The sequence below is a fragment of the Pedobacter immunditicola genome, assembly GCF_037482985.1.
GTDB classification, from domain to species: domain Bacteria; phylum Bacteroidota; class Bacteroidia; order Sphingobacteriales; family Sphingobacteriaceae; genus Pedobacter; species Pedobacter immunditicola.
On record NZ_JBBHKC010000015.1, the window covers coordinates 1 to 22,446 of the forward strand.

At 42.2% G+C, this 22,446-nt stretch carries 16 protein-coding genes; 5 read left to right on the plus strand and 11 right to left on the minus strand.

Annotation, left to right across the window (positions count from 1 at the left end):
- Positions 1-142: 142 nt before the first annotated feature.
- Both WG905_RS19255 and WG905_RS19260 read right to left on the minus strand, forming a co-directional pair.
- Positions 143-1,015, minus strand: a complete 873-nt coding sequence (locus WG905_RS19255; protein WP_339593394.1) for an inositol oxygenase family protein — start codon at positions 1,013-1,015, stop codon at positions 143-145.
- 57 nt (positions 1,016-1,072) lie between these two features.
- Positions 1,073-2,704, minus strand: coding sequence for a sodium/sugar symporter (locus tag WG905_RS19260; RefSeq protein WP_339593395.1), 1,632 nt, complete (start codon positions 2,702-2,704; stop codon positions 1,073-1,075).
- Between the two features lie 153 nt (positions 2,705-2,857).
- Here WG905_RS19260 and WG905_RS19265 point away from each other — a divergent pair, with 153 nt between their 5' ends.
- Both WG905_RS19265 and WG905_RS19270 read left to right on the plus strand, forming a co-directional pair.
- The gene (locus WG905_RS19265; RefSeq protein WP_339593396.1) at positions 2,858-3,157 is read left to right on the plus strand and encodes a hypothetical protein; all 300 of its coding nucleotides are present in this window, start codon (positions 2,858-2,860) and stop codon (positions 3,155-3,157) included.
- Between the two features lie 17 nt (positions 3,158-3,174).
- Complete coding sequence (locus WG905_RS19270; RefSeq protein WP_339593397.1) at positions 3,175-4,092, plus strand: carbohydrate kinase family protein; 918 nt, start codon at positions 3,175-3,177, stop codon at positions 4,090-4,092.
- Between the two features lie 232 nt (positions 4,093-4,324).
- Here the strand turns inward: WG905_RS19270 and WG905_RS19275 are convergent, their stop codons facing one another.
- Complete coding sequence (locus WG905_RS19275; RefSeq protein ID WP_339593398.1) at positions 4,325-6,256, minus strand: OmpA family protein; 1,932 nt, start codon at positions 6,254-6,256, stop codon at positions 4,325-4,327.
- A 72-nt stretch (positions 6,257-6,328) separates the two neighbouring features.
- The gene (locus WG905_RS19280; RefSeq protein WP_339593399.1) at positions 6,329-8,374 is read right to left on the minus strand and encodes an ice-binding family protein; all 2,046 of its coding nucleotides are present in this window, start codon (positions 8,372-8,374) and stop codon (positions 6,329-6,331) included.
- Between the two features lie 726 nt (positions 8,375-9,100).
- Between WG905_RS19280 and WG905_RS19285 the strand changes: the two genes are divergently transcribed.
- Positions 9,101-10,486, plus strand: coding sequence for an FAD-binding oxidoreductase (locus tag WG905_RS19285; protein ID WP_339593400.1), 1,386 nt, complete (start codon positions 9,101-9,103; stop codon positions 10,484-10,486).
- 30 nt (positions 10,487-10,516) lie between these two features.
- On the opposite strand, the gene WG905_RS19290 is transcribed toward WG905_RS19285, so the two are convergent.
- Positions 10,517-11,380: a hypothetical protein gene (locus WG905_RS19290; protein WP_339593401.1), complete on the minus strand. Its 864-nt coding sequence runs from the start codon at positions 11,378-11,380 to the stop codon at positions 10,517-10,519.
- Between the two features lie 77 nt (positions 11,381-11,457).
- Between WG905_RS19290 and WG905_RS19295 the strand changes: the two genes are divergently transcribed.
- On the plus strand, positions 11,458-13,419 hold the full coding sequence (locus WG905_RS19295) for a heavy metal translocating P-type ATPase (protein ID WP_339593402.1): 1,962 nt from the start codon (positions 11,458-11,460) through the stop codon (positions 13,417-13,419).
- Here the strand turns inward: WG905_RS19295 and WG905_RS19300 are convergent.
- Genes WG905_RS19300 through recJ form a run of 3 tightly spaced genes read right to left on the minus strand, consistent with a single transcriptional unit; the run spans position 13,416 to position 17,389 of the window.
- Positions 13,416-14,924, minus strand: a complete 1,509-nt coding sequence (locus WG905_RS19300) for a GH3 auxin-responsive promoter family protein (RefSeq protein ID WP_339593403.1) — start codon at positions 14,922-14,924, stop codon at positions 13,416-13,418. The genes WG905_RS19295 and WG905_RS19300 overlap by 4 nt on opposite strands.
- 17 nt (positions 14,925-14,941) lie before the next feature.
- Positions 14,942-15,676 (minus strand): LPS export ABC transporter ATP-binding protein, encoded by a 735-nt coding sequence (lptB, locus tag WG905_RS19305; protein WP_339593404.1) that lies wholly within the window; start codon positions 15,674-15,676, stop codon positions 14,942-14,944.
- A gap of 9 nt (positions 15,677-15,685) precedes the next feature.
- Positions 15,686-17,389 carry a single-stranded-DNA-specific exonuclease RecJ gene (gene recJ, locus WG905_RS19310; protein WP_339593405.1) on the minus strand — a complete coding sequence of 568 codons (1,704 nt, stop codon included), beginning with the start codon at positions 17,387-17,389 and terminating at the stop codon, positions 15,686-15,688.
- Positions 17,390-17,450: 61 nt separating this feature from the next.
- Between recJ and WG905_RS19315 the strand changes: the two genes are divergently transcribed.
- The gene (locus WG905_RS19315; RefSeq protein ID WP_431844531.1) at positions 17,451-18,215 is read left to right on the plus strand and encodes an MBL fold metallo-hydrolase; all 765 of its coding nucleotides are present in this window, start codon (positions 17,451-17,453) and stop codon (positions 18,213-18,215) included.
- Between the two features lie 3 nt (positions 18,216-18,218).
- Here the strand turns inward: WG905_RS19315 and WG905_RS19320 are convergent, their stop codons facing one another.
- The 3 genes from WG905_RS19320 to WG905_RS19330 form a co-directional block, all read right to left on the minus strand.
- Positions 18,219-18,617, minus strand: a complete 399-nt coding sequence (locus tag WG905_RS19320) for a response regulator (protein WP_339593407.1) — start codon at positions 18,615-18,617, stop codon at positions 18,219-18,221.
- 140 nt (positions 18,618-18,757) lie between these two features.
- Complete coding sequence (gcvP, locus tag WG905_RS19325; RefSeq protein ID WP_339593408.1) at positions 18,758-21,637, minus strand: aminomethyl-transferring glycine dehydrogenase; 2,880 nt, start codon at positions 21,635-21,637, stop codon at positions 18,758-18,760.
- Between the two features lie 44 nt (positions 21,638-21,681).
- Positions 21,682-22,401, minus strand: a complete 720-nt coding sequence (locus WG905_RS19330) for a pyridoxine 5'-phosphate synthase (protein WP_339593409.1) — start codon at positions 22,399-22,401, stop codon at positions 21,682-21,684.
- Positions 22,402-22,446 lie beyond the last annotated feature (45 nt).

Here is a 22,446-nt window from a genome sequence, read left to right on the forward strand (position 1 = left end):
AAAAGGTCTACCTTTTTTTATAAATAACTTTTAAGTATATGATTAAAGTGCAAGTAGGAAGTGCTATAATTACATGCTGTTTAATTCCCGTACTCGTGTCAATCGTACGCTGGAGTAACTAATAGACTGTTCAAACAGCATGCTATAATTTAACCGTAGCAGGCAAATATTTAGCCAGCAGATCTTCATAAAAAGGCTTAAGTTCAGACACTACCGGCGGTTTAGGGCTTTTCGAATAAAGGTCGTAAGGGTTAAACTTATCTACCCACTTAAACATTTCCTGGTCATGTGCATTCAACAGGTGATCATAAGCATGTTCCCTGTGCTGTGAATAAAATGAATGGTAACGGATCATGTACAATGCAGGTTCAGGCAGGTAATCTTTCGTGATGTGGTACAGGTATTCATCATGGCCCCAGGACATATGGATATTATCCAGGCCACATTGATGGCTATATACACCATATTTTGTGTTGTAACGCTCATCAGTGGAGTCTGGGTTATCGGCGAATAACTCAGGATAGACAATCTTATCTGAGAACTTACAGCCTACCGGGAATGAATCTCCTACAACATTCCATTGTGGCTCACCGAACAAGCATAATACCTTCCCTAAATCATGGATAAAACCTGTTAGGATAAACCAGTCGGGATGCCCGTCTGCACGGATGGCCTCTGCCGTTTGCAGCAAATGCTGCAGCTGGTCCAGCGACGTGTCCGGATCTGAATCATCTATCAGCGTGTTCAGGTACTCCATGGCCGACCACCAGGGCATCTCTTTCTTGTCGAACTTCAAAAAGTTAGCTTTTTTAGCCAGCACGTTTTCATAAGTCTGGTATTTATGGTTTAAGCGGTAAAACTCCCTTACAGAATCTTTTTCCGTGTTGTCATAATTTCTGAACTCCTCTTTGCTTTTAACAGGGCTTCCCGGTTCGGGATAACGCTTTAAAACATCATCTTCCCATACTTCGAGGCTTGATAAGGGGTTCGCAGTTTCTTTTTCAGACGCTTTCATAATTTTAAGTTTAGGTTATTTACTTAACGATGCTAACTGTTGTAAAGACACGTTTACCTACCAAAACACCGTATATAAGGCCGCAAGTATACCACAGATAATTACTGATGAAACCACAAATGAGGGGCTCACTTTAAACATTTTTCTATCTATTTCAAGCCCCTGCGGGTTCTCTTTGCTTTTCGCATCTGCCAGGGTAATAATCACCATCAATCCGATAATGATGACAAATACCCAGGACATGCGGTGTAAAAAAGGTATCGGTGTAATCAGTCCCTGACTTAAGGTAGGTAAAAACTTCAACAGAACGGAAAGAGGAATAGTCAGCAACGCGGCGGTAAGTGCAGCACTTGAAGTTGTCCTTTTCCAGAAAAAGCCAAGTAAAAAAATGGCAAAAACACCTGGTGATATAAAACCTACATATTCCTGTATAAATTGGTATACCTGGTCAAAACTACGTAAGGCAGGTGCGATTACAATCGCAATCAATGTGGAGATGATCACTGCCCACCTGCCAACACCAACCATTTTCCGTTCTGAAGCTTCTTTGTTGAGGTACTTCTTATAAATATCTAAGGTGAAAATGGTGGCAATACTGTTGCACTTCCCGGCAAGCGAGGCTACAATAGCTGCAGTTAAGGCAGCAAAAGCGAGTCCTTTCAGACCTGTAGGCAATAAGTTCATCAATACAGGATAAGCGTGATCGGGTTTTACAATACCGTTGATATCCTTCATCTCTTCCTGGAAATAGCCCTGCTGATACAATACATAAGCTGCTATACCAGGAATGACAACAATTACCGGGATCAATAGTTTAAGAAATGCCGCAAAAATCAATCCTTTTCTCCCTGTTTTTAAATCTGCACCCAATGCCCTTTGGATGATGTATTGGTTACAGCCCCAGTAATTAAGGTTATTGATCCATAAACCTCCAGCCAAAACTGCCAGTCCCGGCAGTTCATTATAATATTTATCACCTTCATAAAAGATCATTCTAAAGTGACTGCTGGCCTCGGTTCTTAACACTGGCAATGCGGCCAGAACTGTATCTAAACGGAATTCGTCAGCCACCAGGCTCAGGGCCATGTAACAGGTAATCAACCCGCCAATCACCAACACCAACACCTGTATGACATCGGTATAGCCGATCACCTTCATCCCCCCCAAGGTAATAATCACCGAAAAAAACGCCAGGCCGAGGATACAGATTACAAAAGGAACCCCCGTAATGGTTTCTACGGCCAGTGCACCCAAAAAGAAGATGGACGTTAAATTGACAAAAACATAGACCAGCAGCCAGAAAATTGCCATTAAGGTACTTACCGTATTATTGTACCTGCCAGCAAGAAACTGCGGCATGGTATAGATATGGTTTTTGATATAAATAGGAAGGAAAAATACCGCAACAATAATCAAGGTGGCGGCGGCCATCCATTCATAACTTGCAATGGCAAGCCCCATGGCAAAACCCGAACCCGACATCCCAATGAAATGCTCTGCAGAAATATTCGAGGCGATGATAGAAGCGCCGATGGCCCACCAGGTTAAAGAACCTTCCGCAAGAAAATAATCCTTTGTGCTCGAACCGCTTGATTTTTTTTGTCTGTACACCCAATAACCGTAACCTGCTACAATAAAGAAATAAATAAAAAAGACAATATAATCAGGAGTCGTTAAATTATTGTTCATGCGGTATATAATTTGGCTGTTGTCTTAAACGAAATCTAAAATAGTTAAATCAAATGATACAAGCATTTATTTGTAAAAAAACTTATGCGGGGTCACATTATCCAAAAACTTACCCCAGCCCTTATTTGTTATGTATTGCTAAATCTTATGGTTATGGGAAAGATTATGGTTCAATTCACGATTGCAGGTTTAACCGTTGCACAATATGACAAGGTCTGGGAAGAGTTACGTGAAGCAGGGCATGAGAATCCTAAAGGAATGATTCATCATTTTGGTGGTTTTGTTGGCAACAATTGGCTGATTATTGAAATATGGGAATCTGAGGAGTTATTTACAGAGTTTGGTAAAACCCTAACACCATTTCTGGAGAAACATATGGTTCCAAATACTCAACCCATTGTGCTGGACCTGCATTATATTTATGATCATACTTCAGCTGATTCTTCCGTATAAAATCCTAAATTGGATAAATGAAGCATGGTCAATTGAATAAACCGATAGTTTGTTTTGGGGAAATTTTATGGGATAATCTTCCCGCAGGCAGAAGGCCGGGCGGTGCACCCATGAATGTGGCATATCATTTACATCAGCTTGGTTTGAACAGCCAATTGATTAGCCGTGTGGGGGATGACCAGCCGGGCAAGGAATTACTGGGTTTTTTAAAGCAAATTGGTTTAGAAACCGGGCTTATTCAACTTGATGCTGAACATGCCACAAGCGAAGTCCTGGCGACCGTTAATGAAAGCAATGATGAAGTTACTTATGAAATTGTATATCCTGTCGCCTGGGACTATATCAGCTGGCAACCTGAGTTTGAAGCCTTACTGAAGGCATCACAAGCTTTTGTTTTTGGTACCCTCAGTGCCCGGAATGTAACTTCCAGAGAAACTTTATACCGGATGTTAAGTCATGCCAATTACCGTGTCTATGATGTCAATCTGCGTGCGCCACACTATGCTCAGGAAGTAATTGATACCCTCCTCCAAAATGCCGATCTCGTAAAACTCAACAGCGCTGAGCTCCTGTTGATTGCCCGATGGTATCACCCTGCCTGCAAAAAAGAGGCTGAGGGCGTAGAAGTGCTCTTCAATCGTTTTGATATGAAGGAAATGATCATCACCAAAGGCAGCTTGGGCGCTACTTACTATACCCCTTCATTTTGTTATGAGTATCCGGCATACCCGGTAAAAGTTGCCGATACGATTGGAAGCGGCGATTCATTTCTTGCCGCCTTCCTGGCGATGAAGCTTGGTGATGAGCCCGTAGATTTAACCCTCGATTATGCCGTGGCCATGGGTGCTTTTATCACGTCCCAGCCAGGCGCTTGTCCACCGTATTCTCAGTTTGATTTCAACCGGTTTATCTGGAAAAAGAAATTGAATTTTTAACATATTTCAGGTTACGTCGGGCTAAGTTAATTTCAGGTTTCTACGTAATGGAGTTGGATAAATAGATTTCGGAACAGGGCCCGAAATGACGGGTTAATCAGCATAGCCTGATCAAACCTTAGTAAAAGAAAAAGGCTGTATCAAAATCTCTTTTGATACAGCCTTCAATGACCTGTAATGATTAATAAATGCTGATCATTTAGTCAGCATTCACCAATATCAGCTCATTCAATTATTTAACCGGGATAATGTCAATGATAACCGTTCTGTTATAAAAACGTTCTTCCGGAAGGTTATTATCAAAAAGTGAACGATCTGCTTCTTCACCGAAACCATTAGTTTGGAATTTAACATTCCTCGTTCCTGATTTAGCTAAAACACCTTGTAAAATATTTTGTGCTTCCTGCGCTCTGCTTTGTGATAATTTACTGTTATACGCTGCATCACCAATCTTATCCGTATGACCATGGATAACTACTGTAGCGCCATTTGTAATTAATGGTGCAACCGTTTCCGTCAGGAAGTCACCATATGAAGCTGCGGTAGTAGCCTGGTTGAAATTATACAGAATGCTGTAACGCAAACCTGTTTGTATCACTTCCGGCTGTCTCGCCAAATAGATCTTACTCTCTTTTTTAATTGGCAATCCGCTTTTTGAAACGCCGTTCATCACCACTTTATAGTCGCCTGAAGGTTGGTCGCCTAAAATTGCTTTGGCAGAAACACTCTCCTCGTTGTTGTAAAACGGACCATAGTTACTGATTTTACCCTTTGCATCAGTCATCTCAATGGTATACGATTTGAACATTTTATCTGCTCCTGGTACTTTAAATACAACCTGACCAGCTTTAGGATCGCCTTGAGTTGCATTAACCTTTACAGGCTTCATCATACCGCCACCTACTTCCATTAGCAATTCAGGAGATTTACTGTTGATGTCAACCCTGCGGTCGCCAGCACGTAATAAATCAAGTTCTTTCGTTCCACCGGGTTGTTCTGATGGTAGAAGTGGTTTTGTACGCCCTTGAGTAATCACTCTTGATCCCTCAATACCGTATGTATTAACAAGGTAATTTTTAATGTTTTCTGCAAAGACTTTTCCTTCTGCCGGTCCGTTTGCTGATGCACCACTCAAATTGATTGATGTACCTGGATTAGACCTTAAACGGTCACCTAAAATATTCAGGACGTTATGATATACATTCAACTGGCTTGAAGAACGGCCAGACCTGCTTTCTGATGCTGGTGTCTGTAATTGTGCTTCTTTAAAATTGTTTGCCTCAGTATTGGAAAGCGTCACATACCTTGAAGGTATTGCTGTTGAGCCTTCATCAAAGAAAACATAGTTCAATAAAGGAAGGGTTTCACTTAGCTGAAGCTTAACAGGAGCGTTTGGTGTTGCATTAACTGAAAATTGAAACTCTTCAACAGGAACAACAACCGCTGCTTCCGCTGCAGTTTTCTTCGCTTTTCCGAATTTTATAGCCACACCAGTTCTTAGCGTGCTCATCGACCAGCTTTCTATGTTGCGGGGATCCTGACCAAAATAAGGGTGGTAGGACACAAAAGGAGAAAGCACATATTTTGTCGTGCTGCCTTCAGGCGAAAGTGGGATATCATAACCCGCACCGATCTGCCCTGAAATTACGGTTTTACGCATCTCACTTAATTCTGCATCTGTATCTGGTTGTCTCAATTGCGTATAAGCAAAATCCTTCTGCAGGTTAATACCAACTCTTGGTCCCGCAAAAAGGTAGAAATTTCCACCACCCGGACTAAATCTTAGGCTAGGTTCTATAGTAAGGTAGCTGGTATTTGTTTCTAAGGTAGCCGGACAGTCACATGGAGCAATTACGCCATCAAATTTACCGCCACGACCATCATAACCTACATTTAACATACCTCCCCAAACACGGCTTGGGCGATATTCGATTAACAAGGAACCGAAAGGACGTATACCATTTCCTTTATGGAAAGCTGTCGGTACAATCAAATCATTGTTTAACCTTTGTGTGGTACCGTCATAGAAATTTGTATTTGCCGCTCCCGACAAGCCAAACCACCATGTTGGCTGTTCTGTTTGTGCCTGTACAGCACTATTGGTCATGAAAAGCATCAGGGAACAAATGACGCTGCTTTTGATTATTTTATATTTTGGAAACATATGATTTTTTTGAAGGCTGTATCACCAGCGTGATGATATAACTGATTGATACAGCCTGTTAATGAATGTGAATTATTGTGGTTGAATAACAGTGCTTGCATTTAAGGTAACCGCTGTTTGAGCCAGCAATCTGCCGGTAACTTTAGCACCTGTATTCAGAGAGATCAGCGTTTTACTTAAAATAATACCGCTCACATCTGAATTTGTTCCCAATGTTGCTTTTCCTGAAACTACCCAAAAGATGTTCTTGGCTTGTGCACCACCCAATAATGTAATCTTAGCACTATTGTTAATGGTTAAATCCTGAGAGATCTGGAAAACCCAAGTGTCATTCGGTCCGCCTGAAAGTGTAACACCTTCATTTGTTACCAACACCCCTGTAGCCCATTTGTATAATCCTGGCGCCAGTGTTCTGCCACTAATATCTCCGGCGTGCAGACCCACGATCGGTGCAGGTGTAGTTAAACCATTTGCTGTGGTAAATGCAGTTTCCATGTCACTCACTGCGGTCGTCATTTTCGCTGGTGTAGGTGCTGCATAATCGGATGCATATACTTTACCCGTTACAATTGGCGTATGTGATGACTCGCCATTGGTATGCATGATCAAATCAAAGCCTGTAATTGCAGTTGCAGCAGTTGGACTCACGCCAATATCACCTGTTATTTTAGTAATTCCTGTAGTGGAAATTCCTGACTTCGTTAATGTAGCAAAGTCTCCCGCAGTACCTAAGTCAATAGCTTTCGGACCTAAACCCGTAGTTGGAAGCAAAGCAAAAGTGGCCGTGACTATTTTGTCTGCATTCATATTAACTGTAATGGTTTTATCAACCCCAATTGCATGTCCGCTGTAGGCTACAAAAGCATAACCTGCATTTGGTGTAGCTGTTAAAACTACCGAAGTACCATGGTTGTAAGTCACCTGATTAGGGCTTTTTAAAACTGTACCGTTTGCAGCGATCACTGTTAAGGTATAAGTTTTAATAGCGAAATTAGCTACCAAAGCTTTGTTAGCACTCAATGGAAATGTAAAGTCAAGACTGGTAGAAACTATTGCGCCTGTTGCTTTATCTGTCCAGTTCACGAAATTATAAGCCGGGTTGCTTACCGCTTTTACGGTTACTGAAGTACCTGCATTATACGATCCTTCACCATCTGTTGTTCCACCTGCTGCGGGACTTGATGTTAAAGTCACTGCAAATTGTGAAGCGGGAACATTTTTGTAATTGGCTACCAATGTTCTGTTGGCAGTAATTGCAAATTGAAAGCTAGAACTTGTAGATACAACTGTTCCATTTTCTGTCCAGTTGGTAAAGGTAAAACCTGGGTTAGCGACAGCACTTACTGTTACATTAGTTCCAACTTGATAAGGTCCTGATCCAGTGGTTGTGCCACCTGCGGCAGGACTAGAAGTTAAGTTTACAGCGAAGTTACCAAGGGGTACCGGTGCAAAATTAGCCACTAAAGCTTTGTTACCTTTCATGATAAACTGATAGCTTGAACTGGTAGATACTTCTTTCCCGTTCTCTGTCCAATTGGTGAAAGTAAAACCTGTAAGCGCAGTAGCACTTGCTGTCGTTGTTGAACCTTCTGCAAATTCACCAGCGCCAGCGATTGTACCACTTAAAAGAGGGGAGAAGGATAGCGTTACGCGTGGAATTGTAATAAATGACCAAGTGTAATCAGCAATCATGGCTGTTTTGAAATTATCTCTTGCCTCCATCGTTACAGTACCTGTATAGGTTGTAAATGGCAAAAGGTTAACCTCTGGTGTAAAGGTAAAGGTTTTTGCATCAGCAGTAGGGTCAACTTTTCCTTTGATCACCGTCGTTCCTTGTTTAATGCTAAAGCTTGAATTGTTAATGGATGTGGCATCCATGTCCGTATTAAAAGTAATTGAAATTACTTTGTTAAGGGTTACGTCTACAGCTTTATCCATCGGATCTGTAGATACCACCACTGGGCATTCACCTGAAACTTCACCTTCAAAATCATCCTTTTTACAACCTGTAATGATGAGCATAAAAATGGCAATTGAGGCATATAGCGTCATGGTTAACCTCGAAAAAGACGTGCCGGGGCTCGTATTAGACTTGTTTAAAGTACTTGTTTTATTCATTTTGTGATATTATAATATTAATTTGTAGAAGATTTTAAGAAACACGACTTAGGTTGCGATGTCTTCCTGCTTTTACAGCTGGAATAACACTAGAGTTTACCGGGGGGTAAACGGTATGTTTACGAAGCGTTAGATGAATAGCGGTTTGCAAAGGGAATGCCTGTTTTCAATTTAATTCAATGTGAAGGCAATAACCTAGCGGTTTTATCGATTGCCAGCTGGCAATGATGCCTTGTCGTACTAAAAAAGGGTCTTTATATTTAAAAAATTCGCGATAAAATTTAAACAATCAAAAACCACTTTACTAAAAGTTATGTTTTTTTAATGTATAATAATATACAGTTTTGATCTTTATAACAGAATTTGTGTATCCCCTGAACAAATTATGGTGGTTTTACATAATTTTACATCCCCTTTTTGCCAGCGCTTCTTTCTTGCTGGTTAATAGATCAAGTCGATTTGTTATGTAGCTGGAAACAAGATCATTGCTTTAATTTAGTTACTCAAAACCAATGCGTTTTAGCTAAAATTTTCTTAAATTTCATCTGTAAAATTATTTGTATTTCTTAGGTAATGGAGCTATGCTCATGAAGGCTTCATATCCATTTCATATCCGTTAAAAATCAAATTTTATAACTATGAAACCATCATAAGTTTCCAGCATACTAATAACGATCAACAAGCTTATGATAGCTTCATATCCACTAAAAATCAAATTTTATAACTATGAAAACTATCGAAGAATTCAAACAAAGTTTGAGGGGCGACTTAATCGACGCTCAGGATGAAAGTTATGAAGATGCCCGGAAAGTGTATAATGCCATGATCAACAAACGTCCGCGGATGATTGCCATGTGTACAGATGTGGCGGATGTCATCAATTGTGTGAATTATGCCAGAGAGCATGATATGTTGGTTTCTATTCGTAGTGGCGGGCACAATGCTGGTGGTCTGGGTATTTGTGATGATGGCCTGGTCATCGATCTTTCCCGCATCAAGTTCACATTGGTTGATCCGGATGGTAAAATAGTCATTGCCGGCGGTGGTTGCACCTGGGGTGATATTGACCATGCAACGCATGCTTTTGGATTGGCCACACCTAGTGGTATTATCTCCACTACAGGAGTTGGCGGTTTAACCACCGGTGGTGGCCTCGGTCACCTGACCCGAAAGTGCGGGTTAAGTATTGATAACCTGTTGGCTGTGGATATCGTACTGGCCGACGGACGTTTTGTTTCTGCAAGTGAGCACGAAAATGAAGACTTGTTTTGGGCTGTAAGAGGCGGCGGTGGAAACTTCGGCGTCATCACCGCATTTAAATTTAAGCTTCACCCTGTGGACATGGTCTACGCTGGTCCGATGTTATATGAGTTGAGCGAAGCAGAAGAAGTCATGAAATGGTACTATGACTATATTAAGGATGCACCAGATGATATCAACGGTTTCTTTGCATTTCTCATGGTGCCTCCGGGAGCGCCTTTTCCAGAACACCTGCACCTTAAAAAGATGTGCGGCGTCGTTTGGACTTATACCGGGCCAATGGAACAAGCTGAAGAATTCTTTAAGCCGATCAGGGCATTCAAAAAGCCTGCATTGGATTTAGTAGGCCCTATGCCTCAGCCGGTGTTGCAGAGTATGTTCGATGCGCTTTATGTTCCGGGTATGCAGTGGTACTGGCGTGCTCATTTTGTGAAAGAATTAAGTGATGCGGCCATCAAAGAACACATCAAATTTGGAGAAACACTGCCCACCATGTTTTCCACCATGCACCTCTATCCTATAAATGGGGTAGCCTCCAGGGTAAGTGATAGCGCAACAGCCTGGGCACACCGCGATGCATTATGGGCAATGGTGATTGTGGGGGTAGATCCCGACCCCGCTAACAAGGATCAAATCACCACCTGGGCCAAAACCTATTGGGATGCTTTAAAACCGTATTCGGATAGCGGCGGCTATGTCAATTTCATGATGGATGAGGGGGAAGAGCGTATAAAGGCCAGCTATGGCAAGAATTATGACAGGCTAGCCGAAATAAAACGCAAATATGATCCTGATAACTTGTTTCGGGTTAATCAGAACATTAAACCTGTGCAGAAAATGGAGTTCCATTGATGCTGACCATCAACCGGAAACACTTGGTCATCAGGGAAGGCCAAGTGTTTCTTTTAACGCTTTACTGGCAATTTCTATCAATTGCAGGTGCTCGATCATATGCCCGTGCTGCACTTCTACATTCACATAAGGAATGCTTTTTTGCATGGCATAATAAGAAAGAGAGCCGTCGTCAGGTGCATTTTCAGACTGCAGCACCACATTTATATTTTCTTTTTTCAGGTAGTTGAACATGTCCACATCGGTCACCAGCACCATGTCGTCATTATCCATTTCAAAATTAATGTGCAGGGAATCAGCAAAATGTTCCAGTTCATAGCCTTTCAGGTAAGAAGCAATACCAAAACCACCATCCCCATTGTTATGTAAGGTGAAGATATAAGGCGGCTTCTTTGGGCCGTAAAGCTTTAAAATCTCTTTACCGGTTAGATCCAGCTGTTTAACCACCTCGGGCTCTGCCCAATTGTATTTCTCCAGTCCCCTGATAATGCCGGGAATCGTGTAAATGCTGTTTGGGTCGGTCTGGAATTCTTCGTCGTTATGATGGAACTTAAAATTTCTTACACTACCATACTGACAATCGATGATCGAACCTCCTGAAAACCTGATGTATTCAAAGGCCGCTTTTATACCGGTATCTTCATCATCATGGATCGCCAGAAAGTTGATGTTTGGTTTGCCATAACTGTATTTCACCAGGTTTAAGGGCAAATCATTAAAAACCAGGGGGACAGTATCAATCACCATGCCTTCAAAAACAGGTGGATGTAATGGTCTAGCGGGTGCCAGTGCTGTTAAAACCGGTGGCATTTGTGCTTTAACAGGTGGTCGTTGCGCTTTAAGGCTAAGGGCATAGCAGCCTAAGCAGATCATCAATAATATTTTAAGTTTCATGAATAAACAGTTGTTTGTAAAAGCTATACCTAGCCTTTGTAATGTGGAACGTTTTAGCTAAATTAATTGTTTTACATATGGAAGCAGAAGAAAATATAGTTACAAAACCACCTCATACCTCCGAGCAGCAACACGATCACAACCATGACCACCCTCAGGTAAATCATAAAAGCAACAACTGGACCAATCAATGGCCCTTGTTGACTGCATTGCTGGTGCTGATCGTTATGTTAACGCTGGAATATGGTTTTAATTTTAAATTCAATACCCCTGTTGAGTTCGTTATCTATGGTAGTGCCTATTTGCTTTCGGGTTACAAAGTCATCCAGCTGGCCTTTCGAAAGGCAATGCGCCTTGATTTCTTCAACGAATTTGTACTCATGACCGTCGCCACACTGGGCGCCTTTGCCATAGGCTCGTTTAGTGAAGGTGTGGCCGTCATGGTATTTTACGCCATCGGGGAGTGGTTCCAGGATGCTGCAGTAGATAAAGCGAAACGAAATATCAAAGCCCTGCTGGATATCAGGCCCGACAAGGTAACGGTGATCAGGGCGGGGCAAACCTTTACCACGCATCCTGATCAAGTGAAGATCAATGAAGTTATCCAGATCAAACCGGGTGAGAAAGTAGCTTTAGATGGTATCTTATTGTCTGAGAAAGGAACTTTTAATACTGCGGCCATGACGGGGGAAAGTGTTCCTGATGCTAAAATTAATGGAACACAGGTGCTGGCAGGCATGATCAATATAAATACCCTGGTCGAAGTAAGAGTATCCTCCCTGTTTAAAGACAGTAAGCTGAGCAAGATATTGGAAATGGTACAGGATGCCGCTGCCCGCAAATCGCAGACACAGTTGTTTATCTCCCGTTTTGCAAAAGTATATACACCTATCGTGTTCCTGCTGGCCTTGATGGTGGTCGTGCTTCCATTTTTCTTTGTCACAAATTATGAGTTCCAGGACTGGTTTTACCGCGGACTGGTGTTCCTCGTCATCAGTTGTCCTTGTGCATTAGTGGTATCCATTCCGCTTGGCTATTTTGGTGGTATTGGCCTGGCTTCTAAAAACGGCATCTTGTTTAAAGGGTCAAATTTTCTCGACGTCATGACCAAGGTAGATACCGTGGTGATGGATAAAACAGGAACCCTCACCAAAGGTGTTTTTAAGGTGCAGGCGCTGGTATCCCAACAGCTGGAATATATGGAGTTGCTGGTATTAACGGCCGCCCTGGAGAGCAAATCTACCCATCCCATCGCTGTTGCCATTACTGACTATGCAAAAACGGTACATGCTGACCTTAACGGTGCAGTAGTAGAACAGGTGGAAGAAATAGCCGGGCATGGCTTGAAGGGGGTCATCAATGGTAAAAACGTATTGGCAGGTAATGGTAGCTTGCTGCGTAAATTTAATATCCCTTATGATACAAGTATCGATGCGGAAGCAGAAACCGTTGTATTGATTGCTGTAGATGAACAATATGCCGGCTATTTGCGTATTGCTGATGAGCTTAAAGCTGATGCTGCAGCAACCATAAAGGCCCTGCACCAGTTGAATATTGCTACGGTAATGCTCAGTGGCGACAAGCAAAGTGTGGTTAACAAGGTGGCCAAAACTTTGGGTATCGACAAAGCTTACGGCGCTTTATTGCCTGAGGATAAGGTAGAAAAGGTTGCTGCCTTAAAAGCCAATGGTAACTGCCTGGCTTTTGTGGGAGATGGGGTGAATGATGCACCGGTGATCGCTCTGGCTGATGCCGGCATTGCGATGGGTGGTTTAGGTAGTGATGCCACCATTGAAACCGCTGATGTGGTGATCCAGAACGACCAGCCTTATAAAATAGTAACAGCCATAAAAATAGGTAAGCTGACCAGAAATGTAGTCTGGCAAAACATTACACTGGCTATGGGTGTAAAAATTCTGGTGCTGGTGCTCGGCGCCGGTGGGGTGGCTAGCTTATGGGAAGCCGTTATTGCAGACGTTGGTGTCGCCCTGCTTGCCATTTTGAATGCTGTCAGGATACAGCATTCGAAAGTGCATTAAGCCATGCCTAATATCTCATCCACATATTTGCGGTCGTTCGCCAGGCGTGGAACTTTATGTTGTCCCCCTAACTTTCCTTTAGACTTTAGCCACTTATAGAACGTGTCTTTTGGTGCGTTATGAACTTTAGGCCTGCAAAGAGCCATGTCGTTGAAACGCTTGGCATCATAGTCTGAGTTGATTTTCCGCAAAGTTTTATCTAAAACATCGATAAACAACTCAAAATCATCCGGTTGCTTCTCAAATTCAATGATCCATTCGTGTCCGCCGGCTTCACAATCTTTGAAGTAAATCGGACAAGCGGTATAATCTTTAAATTCAGCACCAGTGGCATCGCAGGCAGCGCTCATGGCATGTTCGGCATTATCGATGATCACCTCTTCACCAAAAGCATTGATAAAGTGTTTGGTACGGCCTGTAATTTTAATGCGGAAGGGGAGAAGGGAGGTAAACTGCACGGTATCTCCGATCATGTAACGCCATAAACCGCCATTGGTAGAGATGATGATGGCGTAGTTTTTATGCAATTCAACCTGGTCCAGCGATAAAGTTTTCGGGTTCTCCTCCTCCAGGTGCTCCATCGGCAAGAACTCATAGTAAATGCCATAATCGAGCATCAATAACAGCTCCTCAGAATTCACCTCATCCTGGACGCCAAAAAATCCTTCTGATGCATTGTAAGTTTCCAAATAATACATGTCATCACTAGGGATCAGGGCTTTGAATTGTTCTCTGTAGGGTTTAAAGTTTACTGCACCATGGAAGTAAAGCTCCAGGTTAGGCCACACTTCCAGCAAGTTTTTTTTGCCTGTCATTTCCAGCACTTTCTTGGCCAGTACGATGGTCCAGGTGGGTACTCCAGAGATATTAGTGACGTTATCCTTAATGCTGGCCTCAGCCATTTTCTCCATTTTATGTTCGTAATCGTCCATCAGCGCAATAGACATGGCTGGTGTACGGTAATACTCGGCCCACATTGGCAGGTTTTTAATCAGCACCGCAGAAAGATCTCCATAAAAAGAATCTTCATGGAGCTGGTTAATCTGGTGACTGCCACCCAAAACCAAACCCTTGCCCGTCAAAATCTGGTTGTCAGGCCTGTTATTGCAATAAATGGATATCATGTCCTTGCCACCTTTATAATGACATTCGTGCAAAGATTCTTCGGATACCGGTATAAATTTGCTCCTGTCGCTGGTTGTTCCTGAAGATTTTGCAAACCATTTGATTTCAGAAGGCCAGAGGATGTTCTGTTCGCCCCTGAGCATTCTTTCTATATAGGGCTTTAAGGTGTCGTAATTTTGTAAGGGTACCCTTTCTTTAAACTGTTCCGGGGTAAGTATTGATTTATAATCGTATTTCCTGCCCCATTCGGTATTTTCAGCACTGGAGATTAAGGTGAAAAACCATTCCTCCTGTACATCATGCGGATATTTCATGAAAAGTTCAATCTGATGAACTCTTTTCTTCATATACCAGGTAAAAATTGAATTTACAATTGCCATGTTTTTCTAGCTATGAATTAAAAGGTTTTGCTGCGCAGCACAAAGTTAGATCCTAAATACACCTTTCTTACCATTTCATTGGCGGCTAAAACTTCTGGTGTACCAGACTCCAGTATTTTTCCTTCAAATAATAAGTAAGCTCGGTCGGTGATAGATAATGTTTCCTGCACATTGTGATCGGTGATTAAAATGCCGATATTCTTTTTTTTAAGCTTCGCTACAATCGTTTGTATCTCCTCCACTGCAATGGGGTCCACCCCGGCAAAAGGCTCATCGAGCAAAATGAAATTAGGGCTTGCGGCAAGGGCACGGGCAATCTCTGTTCTCCTGCGCTCACCTCCCGAAAGTAAATCGCCCCTGTTTTTACGAACTTTATGTAAACTGAACTCTGTAATCAACTCTTCCAGTTTCTCGTGTCTTTCTTCCTTTCCCATTTTGGTCATTTCCAAAATCGCCAGAATGTTGTCTTCTACCGTTAATTTCCTGAATACAGAGGCTTCCTGCGCCAGGTAGCCGATACCTTTCTGCGCTCTTCTGTACATCGCATCGCTGGTAATATCTTCATCATCCAAAAATATTGTTCCATGATTCGGCTTAATCAAGCCTACAATCATATAAAAAGAGGTGGTTTTTCCAGCTCCGTTAGGACCAAGCAAACCAACAATCTCTCCCTGACTTACATTAAATGAAACATCATTTACAACCGTACGCTGCTTATATTTTTTAACTAGATTTTCTGCTCTTAATATCATTTAAGTAGATCAATTATCAAATTTTATGGCTTTAACGCTCAGTTGTAAGCGCTTCTGTTCCCGCCATACATTTTCTTCAATTGTATAGCAAATAGAGAACGGCTGACCGGGTATTATATCCTTGTGGTAGTGCCCCAGGTTAAAGCCAATGCAATCAAAAGTACTTGAATTTTGTTGTTTTATAGTTAATTTCAAGTGTTTCAATCCAACAATATAAGGATTTCCCACACAATACACACGGTGCGTCACAAAAACTGGCGCCATGTTATCCGGTCCAAAAGGGGCCATTTGTGCCAGTATACGTTGAAATTTGCCGTCGATCTGTGACAATCCAATGTCTGTGTCAATTTTTATTTCCGGACAGAGCAGCTCTTCGGGAATGCTTGCTGCGACCACACTTTCAAAGCGGTCGGAGAAAGAATCTATGTTTTCTGCCTTCATGGTTAAACCGGCAGCAAATTTATGTCCGCCAAATTGTTCCAGTAAATCGGCACAGCCCAGTAGCGCTTCATAAAGATCAAATCCGGGTACCGAACGTGCCGATCCAGTGAGAAATCCGTTAGAAGCAGTAAGCACGATGGTTGGCCGGTAATAGGTTTCCGTTAGCCTGGAAGCTACAATGCCAATTACACCCTTGTTCCATGCCTCGTTGTAAACCACCGTAGTCTTTCTTTTCATCAGTATTTCAGAAGCGCCAATTAAAGCAAGGGCTTCTGCGGTGGTCAGCTGGTCAGTGGTTTTCCTTTCCGTATTGTGCAGGTTGATGAAGGAACTTTGTGTTTTAGCCAGCCCATCTTCAGCACATAATAACATTTTAACGGCTTCACGGGCATGGTCCATACGCCCGGCGGCATTGATCCGCGGTGCGATTGTAAATACAATATCTGTTAAAGTATATTCTTTTGGCGCACCTGAACTTTCCATCAGCGCTTTAAGGCCCATGCAAGGCCGGGTATTTAATTTCTTCAAGCCAAAATAGGCCAGGATCCTGTTCTCATCTTTAACAGGAACAATATCTGCTGCCACACTTACCATGACCAGGTCAAGGTACTGCTCATATTTTTCCTTTGGAATCTGGTGTTTGATACAAAAGGCCTGCGCCAGCTTAAAGCCAATGCCACATCCTGCCAGTTCCTTAAAAGGGTAGGGACAGTCTGAACGTTTTGGGTCGAGCACAGCGATGGCTTCAGGGATGTCGTCACCGGGTAAATGGTGGTCGCAAATGATAAAATCTATGCCCAGGCTATTGGCATAATGTACCTTATCATTGGATTTTATACCGCAATCCAAGGCAATGATCAATGTAAAACCATGTTCTTTTGCGTAGTCGATGCCTAAAGTCGAAATGCCATAACCTTCTTTATGCCGGTCAGGGATATAATATTCAAGCCTGTCGGTAAACTGTTTAAAAAAGCTGTAAGCCAAAGCCACAGAAGTAGTCCCATCTACATCATAATCGCCATAAATCAAGATTTTTTCTTTTTCAACCAATGCGGTGTCAATTCGGTCGATAGCCTTATCCATGTCTTTCATTAAGAAAGGATCATGTAAGTCGTCCAGAGATGGGCGGAAGAAGGACCGGGCTTCATCAAAGGTAGTTATACCCCTTTGCACTAAAATTTGTGCTAAGCTGCTGTCTATTTTTAACTCTTGTGCAAGCGCATCCGTATGCTCTTTATTTCCCTGTAAAGCCTGCACCCATCTTTTTTCCATATCTTTGCAATGTGATTCGTAAAGATATCATTAATTTTTTTCTTACTTATTATCTATGTCATTGCAAGTATTCACTTTATACGAAGGTTCTTATTCAGTAGATGCCACAAAAAAGTTTATTCCTTTCAACCCCCTTGTTGATCATGTTAAAGACAGGCCTGCTTCCTTATTTATTCATGTGCAGCCTTTTTTGGTTAAAATGAACAATTTGTTGCTGCTTATGGATACTGGTTTAGGTTTCAGTAACAAAGCGGGGCAACTGGTTTTACATGAGAATATCAAAAAGGCAGGTTTTGATCCGGATGATGTTGATTATGTGCTGATGTCCCATCTTCATTATGACCATTCTGGTGGTATGGTACACCACCTTGACGGTAAAATGGAACTTAGTTTTCCACATGCAACTTATGTCATTCAAAGGGAAGAATGGGAATATGCCTTCAGCGGCAAATCTTCTTCCTACCACACAGAGATATTCGACTTTTTGCAAAGAAACGCGGAGTTAAAATTTATAGAGGGTAGCGGCGATTTTATCGATGGCATCAGCTACGAATTAACCGGTGCTCATTGTCCTTATCATCAAACTTTTCTTTTAAATGACGGTGTCGATAAAGTATTTTTTGGTGGCGATGTATTGCCGGAACCGGAGGAGCTCATGCGCAAGTTTATTGCAAAGTACGACTTCGATGGCCGCAAGGCAATGGAACTTCGTGATGCCTATGGACAAAGAGCAGCCGCTGAAAACTGGAACTGCCTGTTTTACCATGGCAAGAAAAAAGCCACCGGTTTTGTGACTTATACCGATGGTATTTTTAAAATCAGCTAAAGATTAAACGCTTACTGCTCTGAATAATTCGATGAGCCTGTCGATAGATAAGGGTTTAGAAATAAATCCTTTAACCACTTTATAGGTTTTGGCTTTTTCAATATCATTTTCATAAACTGAAGAAGAAAGCATGTACATGTCCACTGCTTTCCTGATATTCATTTTTTCATAAGCCTCAATAAATTCCCAGCCATTAAGCACCGGCATGTTAATGTCGACCAATATCAGGTGAGGGAACTGTTCGGGGTTTCCTGCAATTTCATCCAGGTAGTCAATCGCTAACTGGCCGTTAGTCTTTGCCACCATATTTACAGCAAATCCTGTCTTCTCTACAATTTTTTTAATAATGAAGATATTTATGTCGTCATCATCAATAACAAGTAAGTTGATCTTAAAATCCATCCTAGTTTAGTAAAGAGAGCAATAAATTTTATTAAAGATATAAAATAGTTGCGTATTCACCAGATAAAAAAAAGGTCATTTTAATTAAAATGACCTTTTTTTTAATACAATAAATTAATAATTATCTGATAGCAACTTCATTAGCTTAAAGATTCCTCCATATAACTTTCAATCGGAGGGCAGGCACATACCAATGATCTGTCTCCATAGGAGTCATTTACCCTTCCTACAGAAGGCCAGAACTTGTAAGCTGCTACATAAGGCAATGGAAAAGCTGCAGTTTGTCTGCTATAGCTATGCTTCCATTCATCACCGGTCACATTAGCTGCTGTATGTGGTGCATTCTTTAAAGCATTGTCTACTTTATCGCTTTCGCTGTTTTCAATGGCCGTAATTTCTCCTTTAATGGCAATCAGTGCATCACAAAACCTGTCGAGCTCATGTTTAGGCTCACTTTCCGTAGGCTCCACCATTAAGGTGCCCGCTACCGGGAAGGAAACTGTAGGTGCATGGAAACCATAATCCATTAAACGTTTAGCAATATCAACCACCTCTATGCCAAAGCTTTTGAAGCTTCTGCAGTCCAGGATCATCTCATGTGCACAACGGCCTTTAGCGCCAGCATATAATACCGGGTAATGCTGCTCTAAACGAGCTTTCATGTAATTAGCATTCAGGATAGCATACCTGGTTGCGTTGGTGAGTCCGTCAGTACCCATCATGGCAATATAAGCATGAGAGATAATCAGAATTGAAGCCGAGCCCCATGGTGCTGAAGATACTGCATGAATAGATTTTTCCTTGTTAATATCTACTACCGCATGTCCCGGTAAGTATTTAACCAGGTGTTTGGCTACACCAATTGGTCCCATACCGGGGCCGCCGCCACCGTGAGGGATACAGAAGGTTTTATGCAAGTTCAGGTGACAAACATCGGCGCCAATATTAGCCGGACTGGTCAGGCCAACCTGTGCATTCATGTTGGCACCATCCATATAAACTTGTCCGCCGTTTGCATGAATAGTTTCACAGATTTCAATGATACTTTCTTCAAATACACCATGTGTAGATGGGTAAGTGACCATCAGGCAAGAAAGCACATCTTTAAATTGTTCAGCTTTTGCTTTCAGGTCTTCCACATCAATGTTTCCGTTCTGCAGCGATTTTACAACCACCACTTTCATTCCTGCCATGGCAGCAGAAGCCGGATTTGTTCCATGTGCAGAAGAAGGAATTAAAGCTACATTACGATGTCCTTCACCACGATCCTGGTGGTAAGCACGGATCACCATTAAGCCAGCATATTCACCTTGAGCACCTGCATTTGGCTGCAAACTCATGGCCGCAAAACCAGTGATTTCACTTAACCATTTATCAAGCTCATTAAATACAGTATAATAACCGGCTACTTGATCAGCAGGGGCAAAGGGGTGTATTTTAGCAAACTCAGGCCATGTGATCGGCGTCATCTCTGCAGTGGCATTCAGTTTCATGGTACAAGAACCCAATGGGATCATGGAATGGCACAAGGAAAGATCTTTTGCCTCCAGCGATTTGATATAACGCAGCATTTCATGCTCTGAATGATGCGAATTGAATATCGGGTGTGTTAAATAAGCAGAGCTACGTTGTAAGGCTGCTGGAATAACAGTTTCAATATTTTCTACTTCCAGTTCTGCCTGATCTGCGGCAATACCTTTTACTTTCGAAAAGATCTTATTTAACAGTTTAATGTCTTCAACGGTAGTGGTTTCATCCAAAGCGATGGTGGCCACCGAACCTTTATAATTTAAGTTGATTTCATTGTCGATGCATTCCCTGTGGATAGAGTCTGCAAGGTTACCTAATTCAACTTGAATGGTATCAAAGTAAGAAGTCGTTCCTAATTTGTAACCGATTTTCTCCAGCGATTTAGCCAGGCTTATGGCCAGTCCGTGTGTACGTTCAGCAATCAGCTTTAAACCTTTCGGACCATGGTAAACGGCATAAAAACCGGCCATAATTGCCAATAAAGCTTGTGCCGTGCAAATGTTGGAAGTCGCTTTATCTCTGCGGATGTGCTGTTCCCTGGTTTGCAGGGCCATGCGCAAGGCATAGTTATTATTTACGTCTATCGTTACGCCGATGATACGGCCCGGGATATTTCTTTTGTATTCTTCTTTTGTAGCAAAATAAGCTGCATGCGGACCACCGAAACCGATAGAAACGCCGAAACGCTGTGTGGTACCTACCACAACATCAGCACCCCATTCTCCCGGAGGGGTTAATAAGGTTAAACTTAACAGATCTGCTACAACAGTAACTTTAACATTTTTTTCATGTGCCTGTGCAACATAGGCCGTGTAATCAATCACTTCACCGTTAGCTGCAGGATATTGTACAATAGCGCCAAAGAACGTATCGTCTAATGCCACTTCCTGGTGATTACCGATGACAAGCTCAATGCCGAAAGGATTGGCGCGGGTCTTCAGGATGTCTATTGTTTGTGGGAACAACAATTCAGAAACAAAGAATTTTGTTGCCTGCTGGTTTTTGCGAAGACTGTATTGCATGAACATGGCTTCTGCAGCTGCAGTACCTTCATCCAATAAAGAAGCATTGGCAATTTCCATCCCTGTTAAATCGATTACCGTGGTCTGGAAATTCAATAAAGCCTGTAAACGGCCTTGTGCAATTTCAGCCTGGTAAGGGGTATATTGTGTATACCATCCTGGATTTTCCAATACATTACGCAGGATCACTCCCGGTGTAATGGTATCATAATAGCCTTGTCCGATATAAGATTTAAACACCTTGTTTAAAGAGGCTGTTTGCCTTAAACTGCTCAGGTAGTCAGTTTCTGATTTTGCTTTTGGCAAGTTCAAAGGTTGCTTTAACCTGATCTGAGGTGGAACTGTTTGTTCTATAAGTTCGTCAATAGAATTTACGCCGACAGTTTTCAACATCGCTGCAGTATCTGCCTCGTTCGTTGCAATATGACGATTTTTAAAATCTTCTTTGTAATATATATTTAAGCTCATGAATGATACTGATAAAAGTTGCCGCAAAGGTAAAAAAAATCCAGCTAGTTTGATAATTGTCTAATATACATTTGTATAGTGTTCTCCAGGCCAAGGTATAGGGCGTCTGAGATCAGGGCATGGCCGATGGAAACTTCCAAGAGATTGTTAATGTGCTGGTTAAAATATTTCAAATTGTGGAGGTCGAGGTCATGACCGGCATTGATACCCAGGCCAAGTTCATTTGCCCTGTTAGCCGCTGCAACATAAGGTGCAATAGCCGCCACTTTATCCTTCGGATATTGATGAGCGTAGGCTTCCGTGTAAAGTTCTATCCTGTCGGTGCCTGTGTTTGCCGCTGCATCAATCATTTCCAATACCGGATCTACAAAAATAGATACCCGGATGCCGGCATTTTTAAATACACTGACCATTTCCTTTAAATAGTCCTGGTTTTTTATGGTATCCCAGCCGTGGTTGGAGGTAATTTGTCCTTCGGTATCAGGTACCAGCGTCACTTGTGCAGGCTGATTGGCTAAGACAAGGTCAATAAATTTCTGTTCCCGGCAATTGCCTTCGATGTTAAACTCTGTCGCAATAACGGCCTTTAAATCAAAAACATCCTGGTAGCGGATATGTCTTTCGTCGGGACGTGGATGTACAGTGATTCCCTGCGCACCAAATCGCTCACAGTCCAGCGCTACTTTCACTAAGTCAGGATTATTGCCCCCGCGACTGTTTCGCAGTGTGGCTATTTTGTTAATGTTTACAGATAAATTTGCCATCCACAAATGTAAGTAATAGTAATGATTGTACCGAAAGGTTATGGT

Bases quoted from the DNA above. Each gene is read 5' to 3' on its own strand.
- WG905_RS19255 (WP_339593394.1), bottom strand. From the start codon at position 1,015: ATGAAAGCGTCTGAAAAAGAAACTGCGAACCCCTTATCAAGCCTCGAA.
- WG905_RS19260 (WP_339593395.1), bottom strand. From the start codon at position 2,704: ATGAACAATAATTTAACGACTCCTGATTATATTGTCTTTTTTATTTAT.
- WG905_RS19265 (WP_339593396.1), top strand. From the start codon at position 2,858: ATGGGAAAGATTATGGTTCAATTCACGATTGCAGGTTTAACCGTTGCA.
- WG905_RS19270 (WP_339593397.1), top strand. From the start codon at position 3,175: ATGAAGCATGGTCAATTGAATAAACCGATAGTTTGTTTTGGGGAAATT.
- WG905_RS19275 (WP_339593398.1), bottom strand. From the start codon at position 6,256: ATGTTTCCAAAATATAAAATAATCAAAAGCAGCGTCATTTGTTCCCTG.
- WG905_RS19280 (WP_339593399.1), bottom strand. From the start codon at position 8,374: ATGAATAAAACAAGTACTTTAAACAAGTCTAATACGAGCCCCGGCACG.
- WG905_RS19285 (WP_339593400.1), top strand. From the start codon at position 9,101: ATGAAAACTATCGAAGAATTCAAACAAAGTTTGAGGGGCGACTTAATC.
- WG905_RS19290 (WP_339593401.1), bottom strand. From the start codon at position 11,380: ATGAAACTTAAAATATTATTGATGATCTGCTTAGGCTGCTATGCCCTT.
- WG905_RS19295 (WP_339593402.1), top strand. From the start codon at position 11,458: ATGGAAGCAGAAGAAAATATAGTTACAAAACCACCTCATACCTCCGAG.
- WG905_RS19300 (WP_339593403.1), bottom strand. From the start codon at position 14,924: ATGGCAATTGTAAATTCAATTTTTACCTGGTATATGAAGAAAAGAGTT.
- lptB (WP_339593404.1), bottom strand. From the start codon at position 15,676: ATGATATTAAGAGCAGAAAATCTAGTTAAAAAATATAAGCAGCGTACG.
- recJ (WP_339593405.1), bottom strand. From the start codon at position 17,389: ATGGAAAAAAGATGGGTGCAGGCTTTACAGGGAAATAAAGAGCATACG.
- WG905_RS19320 (WP_339593407.1), bottom strand. From the start codon at position 18,617: ATGGATTTTAAGATCAACTTACTTGTTATTGATGATGACGACATAAAT.
- gcvP (WP_339593408.1), bottom strand. From the start codon at position 21,637: ATGAGCTTAAATATATATTACAAAGAAGATTTTAAAAATCGTCATATT.
- WG905_RS19330 (WP_339593409.1), bottom strand. From the start codon at position 22,401: ATGGCAAATTTATCTGTAAACATTAACAAAATAGCCACACTGCGAAAC.